Annotated in this window: 20 protein-coding genes and 2 pseudogenes; 13 read left to right on the top strand and 9 right to left on the bottom strand. The window is 63.8% G+C overall.

Annotation, left to right across the window (positions count from 1 at the left end; all coding sequences use genetic code 11):
- The first annotated feature begins 25 nt into the window (after nucleotides 1–25).
- From QN219_RS06910 to QN219_RS06895, 4 genes are all read left to right on the top strand, one after another.
- Nucleotides 26–1,189 carry a calcium-binding protein gene (locus QN219_RS06910; protein ID WP_283998837.1) on the top strand — a complete coding sequence of 388 codons (1,164 nt, stop codon included), beginning with the start codon at nucleotides 26–28 and terminating at the stop codon, nucleotides 1,187–1,189.
- A gap of 358 nt (nucleotides 1,190–1,547) precedes the next feature.
- Entirely contained in the window at nucleotides 1,548–1,889 is a 342-nt protein-coding gene (locus QN219_RS06905; RefSeq protein ID WP_283998836.1) for a 4a-hydroxytetrahydrobiopterin dehydratase, read from the top strand.
- A gap of 686 nt (nucleotides 1,890–2,575) precedes the next feature.
- Entirely contained in the window at nucleotides 2,576–2,884 is a 309-nt protein-coding gene (locus QN219_RS06900; RefSeq protein WP_283998835.1) for an EthD family reductase, read from the top strand.
- Nucleotides 2,885–3,065: 181 nt separating this feature from the next.
- Complete coding sequence (locus tag QN219_RS06895; protein ID WP_283998834.1) at nucleotides 3,066–3,806, top strand: DUF899 family protein; 741 nt, start codon at nucleotides 3,066–3,068, stop codon at nucleotides 3,804–3,806.
- A 220-nt stretch (nucleotides 3,807–4,026) separates the two neighbouring features.
- On the opposite strand, the gene QN219_RS06890 is transcribed toward QN219_RS06895, so the two are convergent.
- Entirely contained in the window at nucleotides 4,027–4,791 is a 765-nt protein-coding gene (locus QN219_RS06890; RefSeq protein ID WP_283998833.1) for a thioredoxin family protein, read from the bottom strand.
- Between the two features lie 264 nt (nucleotides 4,792–5,055).
- Between QN219_RS06890 and QN219_RS06885 the strand changes: the two genes are divergently transcribed.
- Nucleotides 5,056–6,072, top strand: coding sequence for a L,D-transpeptidase (locus QN219_RS06885; protein ID WP_283998934.1), 1,017 nt, complete (start codon nucleotides 5,056–5,058; stop codon nucleotides 6,070–6,072).
- A gap of 144 nt (nucleotides 6,073–6,216) precedes the next feature.
- On the opposite strand, the gene QN219_RS06880 is transcribed toward QN219_RS06885, so the two are convergent.
- The 5 genes from QN219_RS06880 to QN219_RS06860 form a co-directional block, all read right to left on the bottom strand.
- Nucleotides 6,217–6,573, bottom strand: coding sequence for a response regulator (locus QN219_RS06880; RefSeq protein ID WP_283998832.1), 357 nt, complete (start codon nucleotides 6,571–6,573; stop codon nucleotides 6,217–6,219).
- Between the two features lie 15 nt (nucleotides 6,574–6,588).
- A complete protein-coding gene (locus QN219_RS06875; protein WP_283998830.1) occupies nucleotides 6,589–7,581 on the bottom strand; it encodes a PAS domain-containing sensor histidine kinase in 993 nt (330 codons plus the stop codon).
- Nucleotides 7,582–7,842: 261 nt separating this feature from the next.
- Nucleotides 7,843–8,133 carry a hypothetical protein gene (locus QN219_RS06870; protein WP_283998829.1) on the bottom strand — a complete coding sequence of 97 codons (291 nt, stop codon included), beginning with the start codon at nucleotides 8,131–8,133 and terminating at the stop codon, nucleotides 7,843–7,845.
- 35 nt (nucleotides 8,134–8,168) lie between these two features.
- Nucleotides 8,169–8,483 (bottom strand): hypothetical protein, encoded by a 315-nt coding sequence (locus tag QN219_RS06865; protein WP_283998828.1) that lies wholly within the window; start codon nucleotides 8,481–8,483, stop codon nucleotides 8,169–8,171.
- A 312-nt stretch (nucleotides 8,484–8,795) separates the two neighbouring features.
- Complete coding sequence (locus QN219_RS06860) at nucleotides 8,796–9,479, bottom strand: helix-turn-helix transcriptional regulator (protein ID WP_283998827.1); 684 nt, start codon at nucleotides 9,477–9,479, stop codon at nucleotides 8,796–8,798.
- An 857-nt stretch (nucleotides 9,480–10,336) separates the two neighbouring features.
- Here QN219_RS06860 and QN219_RS06855 point away from each other — a divergent pair.
- The 4 genes from QN219_RS06855 to QN219_RS06840 all read left to right on the top strand — a co-directional run bounded on the left by QN219_RS06855 (nucleotide 10,337) and on the right by QN219_RS06840 (nucleotide 13,508).
- A complete protein-coding gene (locus QN219_RS06855) occupies nucleotides 10,337–11,383 on the top strand; it encodes a hypothetical protein (protein ID WP_283998826.1) in 1,047 nt (348 codons plus the stop codon).
- The gene (locus QN219_RS06850; RefSeq protein WP_283998825.1) at nucleotides 11,322–11,921 is read left to right on the top strand and encodes a hypothetical protein; all 600 of its coding nucleotides are present in this window, start codon (nucleotides 11,322–11,324) and stop codon (nucleotides 11,919–11,921) included. The genes QN219_RS06855 and QN219_RS06850 overlap by 62 nt, the downstream gene beginning before the upstream one ends.
- A 151-nt stretch (nucleotides 11,922–12,072) precedes the next feature.
- Entirely contained in the window at nucleotides 12,073–12,594 is a 522-nt protein-coding gene (locus tag QN219_RS06845) for a helix-turn-helix domain-containing protein (RefSeq protein WP_283998824.1), read from the top strand.
- A 302-nt stretch (nucleotides 12,595–12,896) separates the two neighbouring features.
- Nucleotides 12,897–13,508, top strand: a complete 612-nt coding sequence (locus QN219_RS06840; protein ID WP_283998823.1) for a hypothetical protein — start codon at nucleotides 12,897–12,899, stop codon at nucleotides 13,506–13,508.
- 199 nt (nucleotides 13,509–13,707) lie between these two features.
- Here the strand turns inward: QN219_RS06840 and QN219_RS06835 are convergent.
- Nucleotides 13,708–14,034 (bottom strand): annotated as a pseudogene (locus tag QN219_RS06835) (GIY-YIG nuclease family protein).
- A gap of 122 nt (nucleotides 14,035–14,156) precedes the next feature.
- Between QN219_RS06835 and QN219_RS33945 the strand changes: the two are divergent.
- The 3 genes and pseudogenes from QN219_RS33945 to QN219_RS06820 all read left to right on the top strand — a co-directional run.
- Nucleotides 14,157–15,464, top strand: coding sequence for a class I SAM-dependent methyltransferase (locus tag QN219_RS33945; RefSeq protein ID WP_309486553.1), 1,308 nt, complete (start codon nucleotides 14,157–14,159; stop codon nucleotides 15,462–15,464).
- Nucleotides 15,465–15,695: 231 nt separating this feature from the next.
- Nucleotides 15,696–16,178, top strand: coding sequence for a hypothetical protein (locus QN219_RS06825; RefSeq protein WP_283998822.1), 483 nt, complete (start codon nucleotides 15,696–15,698; stop codon nucleotides 16,176–16,178).
- A gap of 150 nt (nucleotides 16,179–16,328) precedes the next feature.
- A pseudogene (locus tag QN219_RS06820) lies at nucleotides 16,329–16,630 on the top strand (VOC family protein); the annotation flags it as partial.
- 62 nt (nucleotides 16,631–16,692) lie between these two features.
- Here the strand turns inward: QN219_RS06820 and QN219_RS06815 are convergent.
- Nucleotides 16,693–16,995, bottom strand: coding sequence for a hypothetical protein (locus QN219_RS06815; protein WP_283998821.1), 303 nt, complete (start codon nucleotides 16,993–16,995; stop codon nucleotides 16,693–16,695).
- 163 nt (nucleotides 16,996–17,158) lie between these two features.
- Nucleotides 17,159–17,680, bottom strand: coding sequence for a murein L,D-transpeptidase family protein (locus QN219_RS06810; protein WP_283998820.1), 522 nt, complete (start codon nucleotides 17,678–17,680; stop codon nucleotides 17,159–17,161).
- Between the two features lie 485 nt (nucleotides 17,681–18,165).
- Here QN219_RS06810 and QN219_RS06805 point away from each other — a divergent pair, with 485 nt between their 5' ends.
- On the top strand, nucleotides 18,166–18,657 hold the full coding sequence (locus QN219_RS06805) for a BA14K family protein (protein ID WP_283998819.1): 492 nt from the start codon (nucleotides 18,166–18,168) through the stop codon (nucleotides 18,655–18,657).
- Nucleotides 18,658–19,032: the final 375 nt, after the last annotated feature.

The following is a 19,032-nucleotide window of genomic DNA, read 5'->3' as shown; positions in this document are numbered from 1 at the left end:
CTGGAATTGCCTTGGGGGTACGACCATGATTCTGAAGGGAACCAATTTATCCGACACGATACGCGGCTTCCTCAGCGACGACGAGATCTGGGGCTATGACGGCGACGATTATCTCGACGGCGGAGGTGGCAACGACATGATCTTCGCCGGCCTTGGCAACGACTACATCGTGGCGGGGGACGGCGACGACTATGCCGAGGGCGACGATGGCAATGACCGTTTTGAAGGCGGCCTGGGCAACGACACCCTCAAGGGCGGATTGGGAAACGACATCTTTGACGGCGGCGACGGCAGCGACGTCCTGAATGGCGGCGACGGCCATGACCGGATCCACGGTGGTCGCGGACACGACAAGATCTTTGGCGGCGCAGGCGAAGAATATATCGACGGAGGCGATGGCGACGACATCATTTACGCTGGATCGGGCCATGATGGCTTCAATAATCGCGTAAATCCGGCAACCGGAAAGATCACACAGCAGGCGGTCGGAGGCGGCGCCGGTGATGACAGGATCTACGGTGAAGAGGGCGACGACGTTCTCAAGGGCCAGTCCGGCAATGACCAGGTCTATGGCGGCATCGGCGATGACATCGTTGATGGTGGCGATGGGAACAACTACCTGGACGGCGGCGACGGCAATGACATTCTCGATTCGGAAACCGGCATCGACGAAGCACATGGCGGGGCCGGCAACGACAGGATCGAGCTCGGCGCCGGCAATGATCTGGCCTACGGGGATGACGGTCACGATGCCCTGTCGGGGGAAGCGGGAGACGACACCCTCTTTGGCGGCATCGGCAATGACATCTTCTATGCTGGCGATGGCAACGACACCCTGCATGGTGACGCCGGGAGAGACACGCTCATAGGAGAAGTGGGAAACGATATTCTGTGGGGTGGCGCCGATTCCGACCGCTTCGTCTTCAAGGCGACGCCCGCGCTCGACGGTCAGGACACCGTCATGGATTTCCAGGATGGGGTCGATTTCCTGGTTATCGAGAAACTCGGGGTTACCCAGTATTCCAGCTCCGGCGCCAACGGGACCGTCCATGCCTATGATACCTCCGGCGGCGACGTGCTCATAAAGGGCTATGACTCCGGCGGTCACGTGTTCTCCATCCTGATGGACGATCCCAACGGCAGTCTCAGCGCCGCCAAATTCTCGATGAGCGATTTCCTCTTCGCTTGAGCGATCGGCAGCCAGCGTGATTTGCCAAGAGGTGATCGGGCAGGGGTGATGAGGCAGTTTTCGCGCGGCCGCCGCTCTCGCGCGCAGCACCCGTCGCGGTCGGCGTCTGGATAGCCCTCGGGCGCATCCTCCCAGACCTCCTGCCGGCGGGCGGTGATGTCGGGGTGGTTAGAGGTGCTCCTTATCTCCTCGTATCGAGATCGCCTCTTGAGGAAGCGGGCCGAAACGCCGAAACATAAGGACGGCGTCAGCTCCAAGCCGCTGGCAAGCCGCAGGAGGCGTCGACGAACATCTTGCCGACCAGATCCGCAACGACCGCGCACTGTGCGAACCGGAGCCTGTTCCGGGAGGAGGAACTATGACCGAGAATATCGCTGAGAAGTCCTGCACGCCCTGCCGCGGCGGCATACCACCGCTGACCAGCGAGGAAGCCGCCGGCTATCTTTCGCATACACCGGGCTGGGACCTCCTGGACGACGGGCACCTGATCCGCCGCAAGTTCAAGTTCGACGATTTCAAACAGGCGCTGGCCTTCGTCGACGAGGTCGGCCGGCTGGCGGAGGACGAGGGGCACCACCCCGACATCCGCTTCGGCTGGGGCTATGCGGAGGTCTCGCTGTGGACCCACAAGATCAAGGGTCTGCACGAGAACGATTTCATCATGGCGGCCAAGATAAACCAGTTGCCGAGGGCGTCCTGAATTTCAGGTGAGGCCGGCTTGCAGAGGTCGGCCTTCTCCGCGACTGCGCCGTTTCGGAAATTTGAGCGGGATGAGGAAAAGTGTGCGCGGTTTTCCGCCTCGTTGGTGGCGGTACGGTAACCTCTTCTCCTCATTCCTGTGCTTGTCACAGGAATCCAGCCAGCCCAAGTCTTTGGGCTGAAATGACTCTTCCGCGCCGCAGACGCGGCGCTGCTGGATTCCTGTGACAAGCACAGGAATGAGGGCGAAAAAAGCATCCGCCCAAACCAATTGAGCTGCTGTCGTGTGCTGGCGTCTGATACGACGCGCGAAGCTGTAGATTACCCCAATCCGTGCGAAGACGCGGATCCGCAGGCTGGACGTTACTCCGGCGGCTATCACCCTGGCCAGCCGGCGCGCGTCGCCGGGCGATCGTTGGCGTGGCTCCAGAGTGCTTCACCAGGAGCGGTGACGCTCCTCTGCGGACCAGTGACGGATGTAGCACTCACATACTCGGCGGCAACCGTCCCCTCCTGAGAACTGGTCTCGCGACCGGGATTTGAGCCGGTTTCGCCATGCACATCAGTCGTTAGACCAGCACTTCGTAGACGGCAGAGTGCGCCCGCACCAGACCTTACGTGAAGGTTCATCACAGTCTAAGCTTGGGCGTCTGAATTTGATTGGACCCCCCATTCAAGGAGGAACTGATGGCCAAGATTCTCGTGCTTTACAGAATGCCCAAGGACACCGCGGCGTTCGACCGATACTACCGCTCCACGCACATTCCCTTGGCGCAGAAGCTGCCTGGTCTCAGAAAGTACGAAATCAGCAACGGCGCGATCTCGACGCCCGCCGGCGCCGCCGATCTCCACCTTGTGGCCACGCTTCATTTCGATTCGATAGCCGACATCCAGCGCGCGTTCTCATCACCGGAGGGTCAGGCCACGGCTGCAGACCTGGCGAATTTCGCAGACGGCGGTGTCGATCTTTATTTCTTTGATACCGAAGAGGTTTGATTCATTTGCACGAAAGCGGGGGCACCGAGAAGGTCCGCGGCTGTGTTATACTGCATGTTTCCTTAAATCGTCGCCGATTCAAGGATAAAAACATGCAGCAATTCAAAGTGCTACAGCATCCTTTGCGCGTCTGATAGTCGCGCGGCGCTGTAGTTGCGCACCCGCTTCGATGGAGGCGTCCATGGGCGTAGGCTTTCCAAATGAAACTCCTGAATATCGCGCCGCTCGCGAAAGGCTGCTGCAGCGCGAGGTGGCCCTCCGGCGTGAAATGGAGGCAGTGGCCGCGGAGATCCGTGCACTCCCGCCGGGTGGGGCCGTTCCCGAGGACTACGAGTTCGACCACATTGGCGCCGACGGTGTTCCTGCCAAGATACGACTGTCGGAGCTGTTCCGGCCCGGTACGGATACCTTGATTCTTTACCACTATATGTTCCCGCGGCATCGCAGCGACGACCGGCGCGGTCCGAGCAATGGCCCGATGGCAGATCTTCCCCTTGAAGAGGGGCCGTGCCCGTCCTGCACTGCATTGCTCGACAACTGGGAGGGGGCGGTCCCGCACGCCGAGGGGCTAGGAGCCAACATCGCGGCCGTGGCGAAAGCGCCGATCGAGCAAGTTGCGGCCTTCGCCGCGCATCGTGGCTGGCGCAATCTGAAACTGCTCTCAGCCGCCAACAACAGCTTCAAACGCGATTACCATGGCGAGGACGAAAACGGACAGCAGGTGCCGATCCTGACGGTGTTCCACAAAGGCTCGGACGGGGTGGTGAGGCTGAGCTGGGCCTCCGAGTTGTTGTTCTTGCCGCCGGAGCCGGGACAGGATCCGCGCCATGTCGGCACGGTCGAGCCGATGTGGACCCTCCTGGACCTCACGCCCGGTGGGCGGCCGAACGCGTACGAGCAGATTGAGCAGGAGTACTACTGAACGCTGCGTCGGCGGGTTCTTGTCCGACCCCAGTTGTGCCAGTTGATCTCGCAACGCCGGTAACCGCCCGCACGCCGTCAAGCAGCACCCATCGCGGCACGGCCGGTGTGGGCGGCGCGACCGGGGGCCACACTCGCCACCGCTCTGCACGGCGAATCTTCGGCGACGGCCGGCCGCCCTCACGCGACCGACCGTAGTCACTAGCCAAGCCAAGCCTCGCCTATCGCTTGTCCGTGTCCTGGTTGCGCATCGCCGCCTCTCCGGCGTCCGACACCTCGACCCACTTCTTGTCGGGCGCGGCATCCGCGACGTAGCTGTCGTGCCAGTTCCACCACTTGTAAGTCGGCGTCTGCGGATAGCCCTCGGGCGAATCCTCCCAGACCTCCTGCCGGCCGAGGGGGGTGATGTCGAGGTAGTTCCAGGTGCTCCCCATCTGCTCGTCGCCGCGATTGTTGATGAAGTAGGTGCGGAAAATGCGGTCTCCGTCGCGGTAGAACACGTTGGTGCCGTGCCACTCGTCCACGCCGAAATCGGCATCGAAGCTGTCGGTGATGGTGAACCACGGGATGTCCCAGCCCATCCGCGCCTTCAGCCGAGCGATCTCGGCCTGCGGTGCACGCGAGACGAAGACGAGGGTGGTGTCGCGGGCGTTGAGATGGGCGAGGTGGGCGACCTGGTCGGCCACCATGGAGCAGCCCCGGCAGGCGTGCTCCGGCCAGCCGAACACGCCCGGCTCGTAGAAGGCGCGGTAGACGATCAGCTGGTGCCGGCCGTCGAAGAGATCGGCGAGGCTCACCTTGCCCTCGGGCCCCTCGAACATGTAGTCCTTCGTCACCGCCATCCACGGCATCCGCCGGCGCTCGGCGGCGAGCGCGTCGCGGGCGCGGGTGAGCGCCTTTTCCTTCACGAGCATCTGCTGGCGGGCGGCCTCCCACGCCTCGGGCGATACGACCGGCGGGGTATGCATGGTGCTTGACGTCGTCATGGCTTTGGAACCTCCAGATTTGCGCGAGCGGCCGCGTCTCATGGGCGAGGCGCAATTCCGTTCGCCGTTCATCGCTCGCCGGACAGTCTCGCACCGGAAAACGGATGGTGCGAGTAACAAGTGTGTCGGTATTCCGACGGAGCCGCTGATTGCAGCCGCGGCGCGTGCGGCCGATGCAGGTGATCCGCGCCGCGCCGGCACGGCCGCTCCCCGGAACGCGATCCGAAGCCTCGCGTGGAACAAAGCTGGTCGCTGCAGGATTTTATGTTCATGAAGAACATGACCATTTTCGCAGCATCACTGGCAACGTCACTGGCAGCATTACTGGCATCGGGCCCTTGTGGCGCCACCGGTCCCGAGGAGCTTCAGCCGGAAGCCGTCAACAAGGCTTCGCTCGCCTCCATACCGCCGGAACGGCCGCCCAAGGCTCCGCCTCGGCCCGACCCCGCCATCGTTCGTCTCCAGGTCCTTCTGGACCGCGCGGGGGCGTCTCCCGGGGTGATCGACGGCTATTACGGCGAGAATGTCGCCAAGGCGATTGCGGGTTTCGAGGCGTTGCACGATCTTCCCGTGGATGGAAAGCTGGACCACGAGCTCGTCGGCCGGCTTTCGGGCGACAAGCCCGAGCCCCCCGTCATCGAGCCCTATGTCATCTCCGAAGAGGATGCCAGGGACCTCGTCGAGCGCATTCCCGAAGACTATTCCGAACAGGCCGAGATGAAGCACCTCGGATATACCAGCGTCGCGGAAAGACTGTCCGAGCGGTTTCACATGGATATCGACCTCCTGAAGGCACTCAATCCGGGTTCGGCATTTGCCGTCGGTGACACGGTGTCGGTCGCGATGCCCGGCGCGGCGAAGGAGGGCAAGGCCAAGCGGATAGAGGCGCGCAGGCGAGGGGGACAGGTGCTGGCCTTCGCCGAAGACGGCTCGCCGCTTGCGGTCTATCCCGCCACGATCGGCAGCGACGAGACGCCATCGCCATCGGGCACACACAAGGTGAAAGGCGTCGCGCGGATGCCGCCCTACATCTACAATCCCAAGGTGAACTTCAAGCAGGGTGACAACAGCGAGGTCCTGACGCTGCCCAAGGGCCCCAACGGCCCGGTGGGAACCGTCTGGATCGATCTGACGAAGCCAACCTACGGGATCCACGGCACGCCGGAACCGTCACACATCGACAAGTTCGGGTCGCACGGATGTGTGCGCCTGACAAACTGGGACGCGGAGGAACTGGCGGCCATGGTCAAGCCGGGGGTGATCGTCGAGTTCACCGAGTAGATCATCTGGCCGCCGAATACTCCGTGCTATTTTTTGCCGCCACGACAACACCCTCCCTCATTCCTGTGCTCGTCACAGGAACCCATCAGCGCCGCGTCTGCGGCGTGGATGACCCTTGGGGGTGTTGCATTGCGGACATGCAACTCAGGATCCGACCACTTGCTCGAGGACTTTGAGCAGGCGACGCTCCTCGGTCGGCTTGCCGACATTGGGTGCTCCGGCCAGGATGTCGCCGCCGATAAGTTCCGGTTGGTCATAGGCGCTTGCGACGACGAAGGGAACATTCTGCGCGTGCAGGGCCTCCGCCACCGGTCTCACCCCGCCGTCCTTGAGGGTTACATCGAGGAGTGCCACGGCCGGCAATTCGTCATCCAGCAAGCGGAGCGCTTCCGCGACCGTCGCCGCCGGCCCGAGCACGAACCAGCCGCCTCTCTCGAGCAGCAGCTTGAGGTCTATCGCGATGAGGAACTCGTCCTCTACGATAAGCACGGTCTTGCGCATGAAACCAGTCTCGATTCATGAGACCGGTCCCAAAGGGGCGACGATCTCGACCGCCAAACCCGCTGGTGCATAGTTCAGTTCCACCCGCCCGCCCAGTTCGCGGCTCACGGCGAAGTCAATGAGTTGCATGCCGAACCCCGGAGAGGCCGGCGGGGCAACCGGGGGGCCGCCGGTCTCCTGCCAGACCAGCCGTACACTTGGACCGCTCGCTTCCTCGACCTCCCAGCGGATGCGGACCTGTCCCGCGGGTGTCGAAAGCGCGCCATACTTAACCGCATTGGTCGCGAGTTCGTGCAGGATCAGGCTCAGCGACATGATTTGCCCTGACGCGAGAGACACGGCAGGCCCGGATTCGACGAGAACCCCGGTCGGCGAATAGGGCTCGAGCGTTCGCTGAAGCACCTCCTGAAGATCAGCCTCGCCCTCTTGCGTGTAAGCCGCATCATGGGCCTGCACGAGCGCATTGAATCGGCCGAGGAAAGCGTCGCGGTATTCCTCGCCAGAACGACCCACGGCCGTGGTCTGGCGCGCCATTGCCTGGACCAAGCCGAGCAGGTTCTTCATTCGATGCCGGAGTTCACCCAAGAGCACATCCTTCTCGGCCTCGCGTTGGCGTCGCTCCGTGGCGTCCACAATCGAGAGCAGCAAGGTGCGGCTGTTGTTGTCGGGATGGAACAGCCGGTGCGCACTGACGAGCATCGCCCGCCGACCGATCGTCGGAAAATCCTGCTCGACCTCATAGTCGACCACCGCCGTGCTCTTCGGGATCACCTCTTCGAGCAGGCGGCGCAGCTCGGGGATGTCCCATTGCCGATTGCCGAGTTCGTAGAGGTGCTGCCCAATTGTCTCGTCGCGGGTGACTTTGAAGGTCGTAAAGAAGGCCCGGCTGGCGGTCCGGACGTACAAGTTCTGGTCAAGCACAAGCAAGGGATCGGGGACTGTGTCGACTATGCCTTGCGCTTCGACATGGCCGTTCCGCAACAGGCGGTAGAGGTCTTCCAGGTTCATCGCTATTTCCGCACATTCAACTTTCCTGGGGATATTACAACATGCCGTCAGAGGTGTGCAAAGGGCGTCGTTCCCGGGCAGGTTGAACAGAATGGCGCCTCGCCCGGCTGGCAAGAGGCCGGTCGTTTTCTTGGCTCCGTTCGAGGGTTTCCGGTGCTCGCCGGCCATCGGAGACGTCGTCGTCCGGGGTGCGACCACATGCTGTCGCGGTCAGTTGAGCCGAATTGCGAAAAAGCGCTGCGCACTTTTCCAGGTTGCGGCTTACGGAAACGTTCGGTCGTCGCCGGTCCGGTCCGACACGAGTTTCAGGGCAGGGGCCCTTGTCGCTGAAAGAGGTCCGGTGCCGGCGGCCGGCCGCTGCGCTTCGCCGGGCGCCTCCGCCGGCTCGGTGATCTCATGGCCGAGTGCGGTGGCGATCTTCCTCAGCATTTCCCTCACACGAAAGGCATGCCGCGCGGCGGCATCGGCCTCGGTCGCGTAATAGGCGGCGCTCATCGCCTCGATCAGGTTGAGGGCGGCGAGATTGACGACGGCGTAGGTTTCGGCACGCATTGGGTTTCCGTCCGGAATGGCGTTACTTCAAGGATCTAGAGCTGTTGGCGATGATTGTGTGTGCCGACGAGGCGCTGGTCCATGCCCATGCCGCCGCCGGAAAATTCGCGCTCGCGATTAAGCTCGAAGAAGGCGTCGTCGGTAAGCTCGGAGGCGGGCAGGGCCTCGCGCTGAAAGACATTGCCGTCGGCGCCGAGATGCCAGGCGAGCGAAGCGAGGCTGGAATAGACGCACGCCAGAAAAGTCTTCAGCGCCTGCTGGTTCTCGGCATCGCTCGACCGGCGGAGATCGGCGGAAAAGAGTTCGTCGATATGGCTGTGCAGGTGGGATCTAATCGTCAGGATGGACATATGGCCGCGCTCGGTCTCCCGGTGTCCGATGGCCGGGGTGCCGGGGCATCGATCATGTCGTTCGTGTTGAATGCAAGATCGCGTACGACACGAATCGTGTCAACACGCATCGTGTTGTTTTGATGTTGTCGACATGGTTTGTATCTGGGGAATCGGGATGCCGGTGCCATTCGTGCGCTGTGAAAGCGGCGACGCTGGATTATCCGTGACGGGCACCATCGGCTGTCCGTGTTTGGATCCTCGGGTCAAGCCCGACGATGACGGGTGGAGTGGGACATGGAGGCACGCGGCGCGCCGCCACGCGCCCGCGCCTCACGCATTCCCGGCCAGCGCGATGTAGTGGACCGAGTGGACGGTGTTGGCGTCGAAGCGGAGTTCCTTCGGCGGGTTGAACTGCTCGAGCACCAGCTCGGCGGTGTTGTGGCGGACGAACTTCTTGACGTAGGCGAGCAGCGCGCCGTTTTCTTCGAGCCGGATCTGGGCGATCACATAGTCGCCGCGCCTCACCGGGCGTTTGGGGTCGACGAAACAGACCTCGCCGTCCTCGTAGCGCGGGTACATCGAATCGCCGGAGACCTTGACCGCGTAGGCGCCGGAAATGTCCGAGAGGATCGGCGGCGCCATGACTTCGTACAACACATTGCCATTCATTAGGAATTCACCATCCACTCCGCCGACGGCCTGACCGAAGACGGGGATCTTTTTGCCTTTGCCGACGACCGGGGTGAGAAGCGTACCGTTCGGCTCGGCGACCCCCACGGGCCCCGCGGGCGGAGCACCGTTGCCGGTCCGGCGGTCGCCTTCCATAAGCCAGAGCGGATCGACATCGAAGCGGCGGCCGTAGATCTTTGCCTCGGCGAGTTCGAAGTCGTTCTGGCCGTTTTCGTGGGCGCGATAGGTTGAGGCGATCACGCCAAGCGCGTTCGCGGCATCGGATGCAAACCGATAACCCGCCTTCAGGCGCGCCTCGCGCAGTCTTTCAGCTTTGTCGCTCATGGCTCGCAGCTTTGTTGCTCGTGGCTGGGGAACATAGCGACACGAATAACACAAATCATGTTGACATGGCAACACGAATAATGTCATTCCTGACGAGGTGAAACGCAGCCGGAAGGAGGGCGACCGATGAAGGACCGGCGTAAGATTTTACTGACCTTCGTCCGCTTCGCGCCTTTCAAGGCGTTGGCCGCGCCCTAGATCAGTCTCGAGGGCATCCGCGCCAGCGATGCTCTCAAGAAATGTCCCAAGGAGGGATTGGGCGGGGTTTAGCAGAAAACCGTTTCGCGCCGATTCCTTCCGGCCTTTGGGCTGCAGGTGCAGGCGGAAACCGCGTCGCACGTTTCCTGACCCGGGTTTCCTTGGGTGCGGGGTGCGGACGCTTTTCCTGCACCTGGGGTTCCCTTGGGATGCGGGGTGCGGACGGAAAACCGCTTCGCACTTTTCCTGCACCTGGGGTTCCCTTGGGATGCGGGGTGCGGGCGGAAAACCGCTTCGCACTTTTCCTGCACCTGGGGTTCCCTCGGGATGCGGGGTGCGGACGGAAAACCGCTTCGCACTTTTCCTGCACCCCGGGGGAACTGATCGCCGCTCTCCTCCCCGGCGATCAGCGCGAAGCCCTGTCGGCTGGTTTCAACCGACAGGGCTTCGCATCCGCCCTGGAAGTGCGCCCTGGCTGTGCGGCCGGGATGTGCCGCGCGGTCTTGGCCGGACGCGTGCGAGGGAGGTTCCGGCGGACGGCGTGGCCCGCGGGAATTCGTGAACATGGATGGGTAGGCGCAGCGAATTCGGCGTCGCGGCGGGGGTTCCCGCGCGTCCCGGAAGATGCGGCGCTGTGAAAGGTGGAACGGAGAATGCGGATGAGCGGCATGCGGATTTCGGCGATCGTGGAGGCGCTGGTGACGGCGGGGGCGACGCCCGAAATGATCCTTTCGGCGGTCTCGGCCGCGGAGGCGCATTCGCTCGAAGCGCTCGAGCGGCGCCGGGCCTCCGACCGTGCCCGCCAGCAGCGTCGCCGGCAAAGGCTGGCGCGCGAGGCGATGGCAGTTGACGGGGCGGAAGGCGAGAGCGCGGCGGCATGTCACGGGACGGTGGGTGACAGCCCCGTGACCGGCCGTGACGCACCCCTTCCCGATAAAGAAAGGTCCCCCGTACCCCCTAAAGAAATTAACCCAACCCGAAACCCAATTTCCGCTGGCGCGGTTCCTGCCGGTTCGGTGTCGGCTGGTCCTCAGCGCCCTGACGTCCGGGGCGCAGCCGCCGGGATCCTACCGGCCGCACCTCGGCAAGGCGAGCATCCGGCGGCGGGGCGTGGGCAAGCCGGGTATCAGTCGACCGAGCATCGGGACGCTCTGCATTGCGGGGCCGAGGCCGCAGCTCCGGGCGCCGTTCGCCGCGAAGGCGAGCATGGGCAGGCCGGAGGCTTGGAGCCGAGGCGGGGCGAGGGCAAACGGGATGAGGGCAAACGGGGCGAGGGAAAGCGGCGGGCGACGCGGCTGCCGGAGGGGTTTGTCCCCGATTGGACCTTTGCCGCCGGCGAAGGTTTTGGCCGGGCGGAGGCCGAAGCCGAGTTCGAAAAGTTCCGCGACTACTGGAGCGCCAAGGCGGGGCGCGAGGCGACCAAGCTCGACTGGCCGGCGACCTGGCGCAACTGGATCCGCAATGCCGGTCGGCCGAGGTCCTTTGGCGGACGGGCGCCGCCCCGGGGAGGGCTCAGACCGAAGGGCGATTTCAGGGCGCACCAGGACGAGGTGCAGCGAGAACTGGACAGGGCGCTCGGACGGGCAGGGGTATCGGGACGCGCAGGAGCATCGGGACGATCAGGAGAATGGGGAGCGGCAGGCGATGACGACTTTACCGGCACGACTTTCGAGCTTGAGCGAGGAGATTGGCAGGCTCGCCGATAGGCTGCGGCCGGCGCCGCCGGAGCGCGTGGCCGAGTGCCTCGACGCACTGAAACGCGGCGGCATGGTGGCCCCCGCCGGCATCGCGCCCGCCGACTTCCTGCGCGAATACGTGCTCGCGCTTTCGAACGTCCCGGCCTGCGGGCTCATGGCGGCGATCGTGAAGCTGAAGCGCGGCGAATATGCAGCGGTCAGGCCCGGCTTCATGCCGGTGCCGGCGGAGCTTGCGGCCCTTGCCCGGCAGGAGGCGCGCGGCGTCCGGGAAGACATGGCCCGGGCGCGGGCGACGGCGGAAACCCTGGGGGCGCTATCGAGGCCGCCGCCCTCGCCGGAAAGCAGGGCGCGGGTGCGGGCGCTCGTTGCCCGTTTTCGGGCCGAGGCGCGGGGCGAGCCGGCAAAGGCCACGCCGTCGGTCGGGCAGGGCGTTGGCGGGCCGGGGGCAGTGCCGCCGGAAGCGCCAAACGCGCCGGAGGTCTCCCGCGCCCCCCGACCTGCGCAGCGGCAGGATTTCTGTGACGGGCACCGGGGTGACGGAGGGTGAGGGTGGCGGTGTCCGGGCGGACGGAATCGTGCGGTACGACGCCGGGTGGTGCGAAGAAACTTAGCCGGCGAATGAATGGCGCTCTTTCATGGGCGCAGGATGACGAAACGGGGTCGGCGGCAGCTCGCCGGCGGCAAAACGGGAGAAAAGCATGACGGAAGTGATGGCTCCGAAGGGGGCAGATGCGGAACTGGCGCGGCAGCAGCGGCACTACGGCGCCGTGCGCGAGCGGCTGATGCGGCCGGCGAACGCGGTCGTCTCGGCCGCCGCGGCGGCGGAGCTCGAAAGGCGGCTGTCGGCGCTTGCCACCGATAATGCTGCCAAGGCGCGGCGGATCGCGGCGCTCGAGACGGAGCTTGCGGACGCCGGGGCGCGGCTGGTCGCCCAGGCGCAGGCGCTGCTCACGGGGCGGGCCGAGGAGGCCGAGAGCGGCGACCGCCGGCCGCCCGTCGAGGAGATCGTCGCCGCGGTACTTGAAGGTTTTCCGGGGGTGACCTGGGAGGACATCATCAGCGTGCGCCGCGAGCGCAGATTGGTCGAGCCCCGGCACGCCTGCATGCGCGCGGTCTACGAGGCGCGCAAGGATCTCTCGCTGCCGCTGATCGGCCGCATCTTCCGCCGCAAGCACACGACCGTGCTCGGCGTGGTGCAGCGGCGGTCCGCCGATGCTTGAGGCGGGTGTGGTGCCGGCGATTGGCGCAACTCTTTCAATGTCTTGCGTGTGGTTCCGGAGAAATCGAATCATGTCTCCTTGATCGGCACGGACAACCGCAAAATTGTTTCACCCCGGCCAGGATTTCTGCCGGTGCGGGGTGGACGGAAAACCGCTTCACACTTTTCCTACCCCGCTTCTTTGGTGACGCGGGGTGGGACGGAAAACCGGCAACCACTTTTCCTACCCCGCTTCCTTGTCGGCGCGGGGTGGACGGAAAACCGCTTCACACTTTTCCTACCCCGCTTGAAAGGACTCCGAAAATGACGAGCAAAGCCCAAAAACTGCGTGCAAAGCGCAAGGCGCAGCTTGGACGCCCGCGCAAGGCCAATGCCGAGCGCTTCGCCTGCGGCAAGATCCGGCCGGAATGGTCGAGGCAGGAGAGCGAGAAGGAGGCGATGGCGGTGGCGCTCGCCGCGCGCAAGCGCATGCACGGGCTCGACACGACGAGCGCCTTCGCCGGCTACACGCTCGGCCGTCTGTTCCTCGATGGCCGCATCACCGCCGAGCAGCGCGAGGCCGGCGACGACTATGCCGCGGCGATGGCGCGCTATTATCACCTGAACGGCATTCCATACCCGAGCGTGCGCGCCCAGGCGCTCGACCGGGTGGCGGGGCATCCCGGCGAGACGAGCGAGGAACGCGCCCGGATGGCGCTGAAGGCGGCCGACCGCATGATGCGGCTCGAAGGCGTGCTTGCCGGCTGCGAGGAGGGCCGGCAGGTGAAAACCACGATCTTCAACGTCTGCGTCATGGACTACGAGGGCCTGCGGCTAATGCCGGAGCCGCAGCTCGCGTGGCTAAGGCGCGGGCTGAACGCGCTCATCTTCGACAAGGGCTTGCGTGAATATGGGGCGGGGGGAGTCTTTGTTTGAGTAGAAATAGGAATATATTCCCTGCGGATTGCGGCGTGGGAGTTCCACTCATCGCCTCCAGTTGAGCTGATCCGGCCAGCAATACAGATGCTCTCGTCCCTGTGCTAGTCGCGGGGATGAGCGGCCCAGGTCGGCGGCGCGGGAGGCTCTGTCTCGACGGCCGTGGCGGCGTCGATCGCCACATGCGTATCGCGTGGCCTCACAGGCCGTGCAAATAGCGCGAGATGTCCTGCCATTCCGGATTCATGGCCTCGATGAGGTTCAGCTTCCACTGCCGTGGCCATTTCTTCATGGTCTTTTCCCACGTGATCGCAGCCGTCAAAAGGTCGAAGTCCTCGAACCAGACCAGGGTCTTGACCCCCTATTTCGATGTGAAACCGGGTGTGAGCTCGTGTTGCTCAAGGAGGCGGCGGGCCAGGTCGCGGGTGACGCCTGTGTAAAGCGTGCCGTTTCGTTTCGACGTGAGGATGTAGACATAGCTTTCATGTCTCTCAGCTTGATTGAAGAATTCGGCATGAGCAAGCAGGAGTTGCTTGCGGCGTGCGGGCGCTGGTACGCGTTGCAGTTTGGCGCGCGCGAACCGCGCTGGCCAGAGAGATCGTTCAGCCCGGCCCCGCGCCGGCGGCGCGGGAGACTCCCGCTTGATCAATGGCGCGAACGGCCGCGGCGTCGCGTCACCCTTCAGCCGGCCGTCGTCCAGAGCCCCTTGCCTTGTCGGCATATCCGACGTCAATCACGGCGCCGACGCGCCGTGGCTGGATCCCTGTGACGAGCACAGGGATGAGGTGCGGATGGTCAGCCGCAGGCGCCAACAGCGACCTCCGTCAGTCCCCGCCTTTGTTTTCCCCTGCCATGACAACGCACTCCCTCATCCGCATGACGCGCACAGGAATGAGCCAACCGCGGCCATGGCCGAGCAAGATCGAGCCAGCCGAGGAATGTTCGGCGGTTGATGCTGGTTGGGCGGCCAACCCAGAACTCCCTCATTCCTGTGCTCGTCACAGGAATCCAGCCGCGCCGCGTCGGCGGCGCGAGCGAGACTCGCTCCGTCGATCGCCTGTCACGAACTCACGATATGCCGTTGCAAACGCTGCTGCTTTGATTCCGCACGCGTTTGCAAGCCACATTTCGGGGGCACCCATGGTCACACAAGGAATGCGGTACAATTCCGCGATTGTCGACTTTCAGAGGAAACGCGGGGGCGACTCCGTCGCGTTCTTCGTGCCGTTTCTTACGCGGGAAATGGACTTGCTCGACATAGGATGCGGGCCCGGCACCATTACCGCAGGCTTCGCCAATGTCGTGCGAAGCGCCACAGGCCTTGACGTGGAGCCGAAAGCCATTGCCGCGGCCCAGCGGACGGCAAGCGATCACGCTAATCTTAGCTTTGTGGCCAATCTGAGCTTTGTGGTAGGCGACATGACTTCGCTGCCATTCGAGGACGGCAGTTTTGACGCGGTGTTCTTCCACGCCGTGCTTTATCACCTCGATGCCGCGAAACTTCAGAAAACGCTGGCGGAAGCGTTGTGGGTGCTGAAGCCGGGCGGGCTGATCGCTACCCGCGATGCCGATGCCGGCGGCAATGTCATCTACCCGGAGACACCGGGCATCCTGCTTTCCCTGGACCTGTGGCAGCGCTGGTATGAGCACTCATCGAGCGACGCCGTTTATTTCGGGCGTCGTCAGGGGGCTGTGCTGCGATCTCATGGTTTCCTGCCGGTCTGGAGCGGCGCAAGCTACGTCAACCACAGCGCCGATGCGCCGAACCGGCGGGAAACCGTCCAGGACGCGAAAAGGAGCCTCGAAAGCCTCTCCGAAGGCCTCGTTCAGCGGGGTCTCGCCGACCGCGAGGAGATCGAGACGGCGCTCTCGGCCTGGGACAGGTGGGGCAGCGATCCGGATGCGGTCTACCTGCGTTGTCGGTGCGAATGTGTGGCTACGGCGCCGAGCGTCTGATCAGGCGCGCAAGGATCGCTGCAGGTCCTTGAACTGCACACATGCAGTAAGACCGTTGGCGGCGGCTCGATGAGCTACTCCCCGAATGGCGTGAAAGACGCAGAGCCCAAGGCTGTGGCGTACCCATCCGGCGAGGACCGCGGTCTGGCCGCCGTGGCACCGTTACACTTCGGAAACTCCTGATTGGCAAACTGCCCGCTCGTTCAGTGAGGAATGCGGATGCGGTGCACGTTGAAGACAGTGTTCCTTTTGCTGGCGGTAATGTTGCTGCCGGAGAGGATCTTTGCCGGAGCAGTTGAGACAGTGCGCGCTCGGGAAAAGACCGCAATCTCCGCTGACGAAATGAAAATTCTCGCAGAGTGCTTTGCCTCTATCCAGCCCGGTGACAGCGCTGCGTTGCTTCCACACGCACCGGCCGAGGTGGTGCAATTCTGCATCGCCTGGAAGGGCTATTCGCAGCGGGCCGCTTCAAACCCTGATCTCAATACCGACTACATCGACGCTCTCGGCGAGTTCTACTCGTCGAGGCCTCGGCGGTATGTGGAGTGTCTGGCAAAGGCAACTGCCTCTTTTGCGTCGTGGCAAAAGCAGCAAATATACGAAGCCGAAGTGTCCGAGCGCGAAAGTCGCCTGTATGAGGCAATTGACCGTAGAAGGATTATGTTTCGAGACGAAGGTCCAGCGCGGGAAGTCAATAATTGCCATCAGTATTAGGGAAAGCAATTGCGGGTCACTTACCCGGCGCATCCGGTTGAAGGGCTCCAACTCCACGGGAGCAATTGCTCGAGCCTGGTGATCGGGTGCCGGCGATGCGAGCGAGCCGCCGACATGGTGCTGCTGAGGAATGCGAGCCTCAGCGCCGTTGTTTGCCCGGACGGAGAGAGCACCTTTTCCCTGGTTCAGGGCGAAGGCGGTGGCATTGGAACAAGCGTGTATTTCGAGTGCGAGAATCTGGACGCAACGGTCCGGGCTCTTCGCGACGTCGGCCTCCGGTTCGCAAGCGAGCCCGAGGATAAGAGCTGGCTCTGGCGAGAGGCCGAGCTATTCGATCCCGGCGGAAACGGAGTAGTCCTCTACTTTGCCGGACGGATCGCATCGATCCTCCGTGTCGCGTGACGCGACACGGATGGGGCCTGCATCCTTGGGACAAGGCTTCATCCTTGTGACAAGGTTTCCGGACGAAAAGCCGCTACAGCCTATCCCGGAATTGCTCTAGCACGCCCGCCGCTCAGGGAGCTGTCGGCGGGGGCGTGATGCCCAGGTAGTAGTCGTTCTGGTGGCTACCCTGGTACTCGTTGGTGTAGCGCTCGCGGGCTGCGCCGAGGTTGGCCGGCGGTATCCGCTCGACGTAGATGCTGCCGGTCGGCATCGGATCGACGTAGATGACTTCCGGGGGTGCCGGCTCGACATAGATGCTGCCTGTCGGCGCGCGATCCAAATAGTACATGTCGGCAAAGGCCGGTCCGGCCGCTCCGATAAGGGCGGCGGAGAGGACGAATGCAGCGGATGATGTTCTCAGGGATACTCTCATGGCATTGCTCCTGTTCGGTCAGCATCGAGCCGCGGCACGTCCCTTTCGGAGGCCGCTTCGATGCTGCGGTCGGAAGAATAACGCCTTACCGGTCAGACCGTTCCGACGGGCGTGAGAACTCCGGAGAGCCGCCGGGTACGGATTCCGGTAAATTCCTGTTCCGTCATCCCGCAATCCGGATCGGCGTGCCGTCCGGCACCCGCGACCAGATTTCGCGCATTTCTTCGTCGGTGACGGCGATGCAGCCGTCGGTCCAGTCGAGGAAGAGGTGGAGCCGGCCGATGAAGCCCCAGCCATTCGGCAGGCCGTGGATCATGATGTCGCCGCCGGGGTCTTGGCCGGCCGCGGCGGCGCGGGTCTTGTCGGCTGCGTCGGGGTAGGAGATATGGAGGCTCAGGTGGTAGCGCGAATTCGGGTTGCGCCAGTCGATCAGGTAGTCGCCCTCCGGCGTCCGCCGGTCGCCCTGGCGCTCCTTGTGGCCCAGCGGATTGCCGCCGAGCGACACGCTGTATTCGCCAAGCGTCGTGCCGTCGCGCAGGAGCCGCAGGGTGCGCTCGGACTTGTCGACGAGCACTTCCTTTGCCTGGAACTCGGGCGCCGCCATTTCGGGCGGAGTGCCGGAGCCGTGGTTTTTCGCCGAAAGCGTGTAAACGCCGGCGCCGGCGATGAGGAATATCGCCGCCAAAAGCGTGTGCTTCAATGTCCGTAATGCCGTCATCGAACGTCGATTATCGAGAGTTCACCAAAAGGCGGGTGGGGAAAAGCGTGAAGCGGCTTTCCGTTCCACCCCGACCATGTTTCCGTAACGGATAAAAACATGCAGCAGTTCAAAGAGCTACAGCGATCTTTGTGCGTCTGAAAGCAGCACCGCGCTGCAGGCATCGCGATGCAACTTACGTGCGGGTTTCGCGTTGTTCTACTACATGGCGGCCGTTTCAATCGGCGCGTGTGATCGGCGCGTTTGCGATCAACAAAATCGCGATTTTTCCGCGCCGGGCGGCGCTCCACCGCGATTCGGCCATTATTGACAGGAATGATTTCCTGTTGCTGCATAATGCCTTGAACCGGAACAGGATTTCGGGACAGAATTATGCGGCAGGTTCAAGGTGCTGCGGCGTCGTTTGCGCGTCATCTCCGACGGCGGGCGCCGTGGAGGAAAAGGTGAAGCCAATGAAGAGGCTAGCAATCATTGCCTTGTCGCTGGCGACGGCGCTGACCAGCGTCCCGCCCGCCATGGCGTTTCCTACCGTTGTCGTGCCGAAGATCGATGTTCAGGAGGCAGAGCCGGTCCAGTACAGGCGCTACCGTGGCGGCTACAACCGCGGATACCGGGGTTACCGTCGAGGCGGCTACTATAGACACCACGACGATGACGACGACGAGCTCGGCTGGGCGCTCGGCGGACTGGCGGCCGGCGCGATCCTCGGCGGCCTGCTGGCGCAGCCGAGGCCGTATTACGACTACGGCTCGACCTATTACGCCCCGCGCTACTATGCACCGGCGCCGCGCTACTATGCTGCGCCGCGCTATTACCGCCCGGCCTATGGCGGCAATGCGCATACGCGCTGGTGCTATGGGCGCTATCGGTCCTACAGGGCTTACGACAACACGTTCCAGCCCTATTACGGCCCGCGCCAGCCGTGCATCTCGCCTTACTATTGACGGCGAGCCTGCGTGAGGGGGCGATCTAAAGCGCCGTGCGCCTTTCCGGGCGCATGAAGGTCGCGGTCGCGACGGTCCGAAGCTCCCGCCGCCCGCGTCATCGGGCCGGAAGGAGCCTTTAAGCGCGGCCGACTTGCGGCTGCCGGATTCCCGTGACGAGCGCAGGGCCGAGGGCGGTTGATGGCTGCGGCCGGGCAAAACCGGCGACGCGGCCGGCGGTAGATGGTCATCGCCCGCGGCTGGGCGGTTCACACCGCACACCTCATTCCCGTGCCCGGTCCAGTGCCTGGCATGGGAATCCAGCTACTCGGCGTGTCGGCGCCTGAGCGACGCCTTTGGCACCGGACGCGCGGGCCGATAGGGCAAGCGGGCGCT

The organism is Sinorhizobium sp. 8-89 (assembly GCF_030124325.1).
GTDB lineage: Bacteria > Pseudomonadota > Alphaproteobacteria > Rhizobiales > Rhizobiaceae > Sinorhizobium.
Note: the sequence above shows the minus strand (reverse complement) of the source record. Positions and strands in the feature narration are given on the sequence as shown.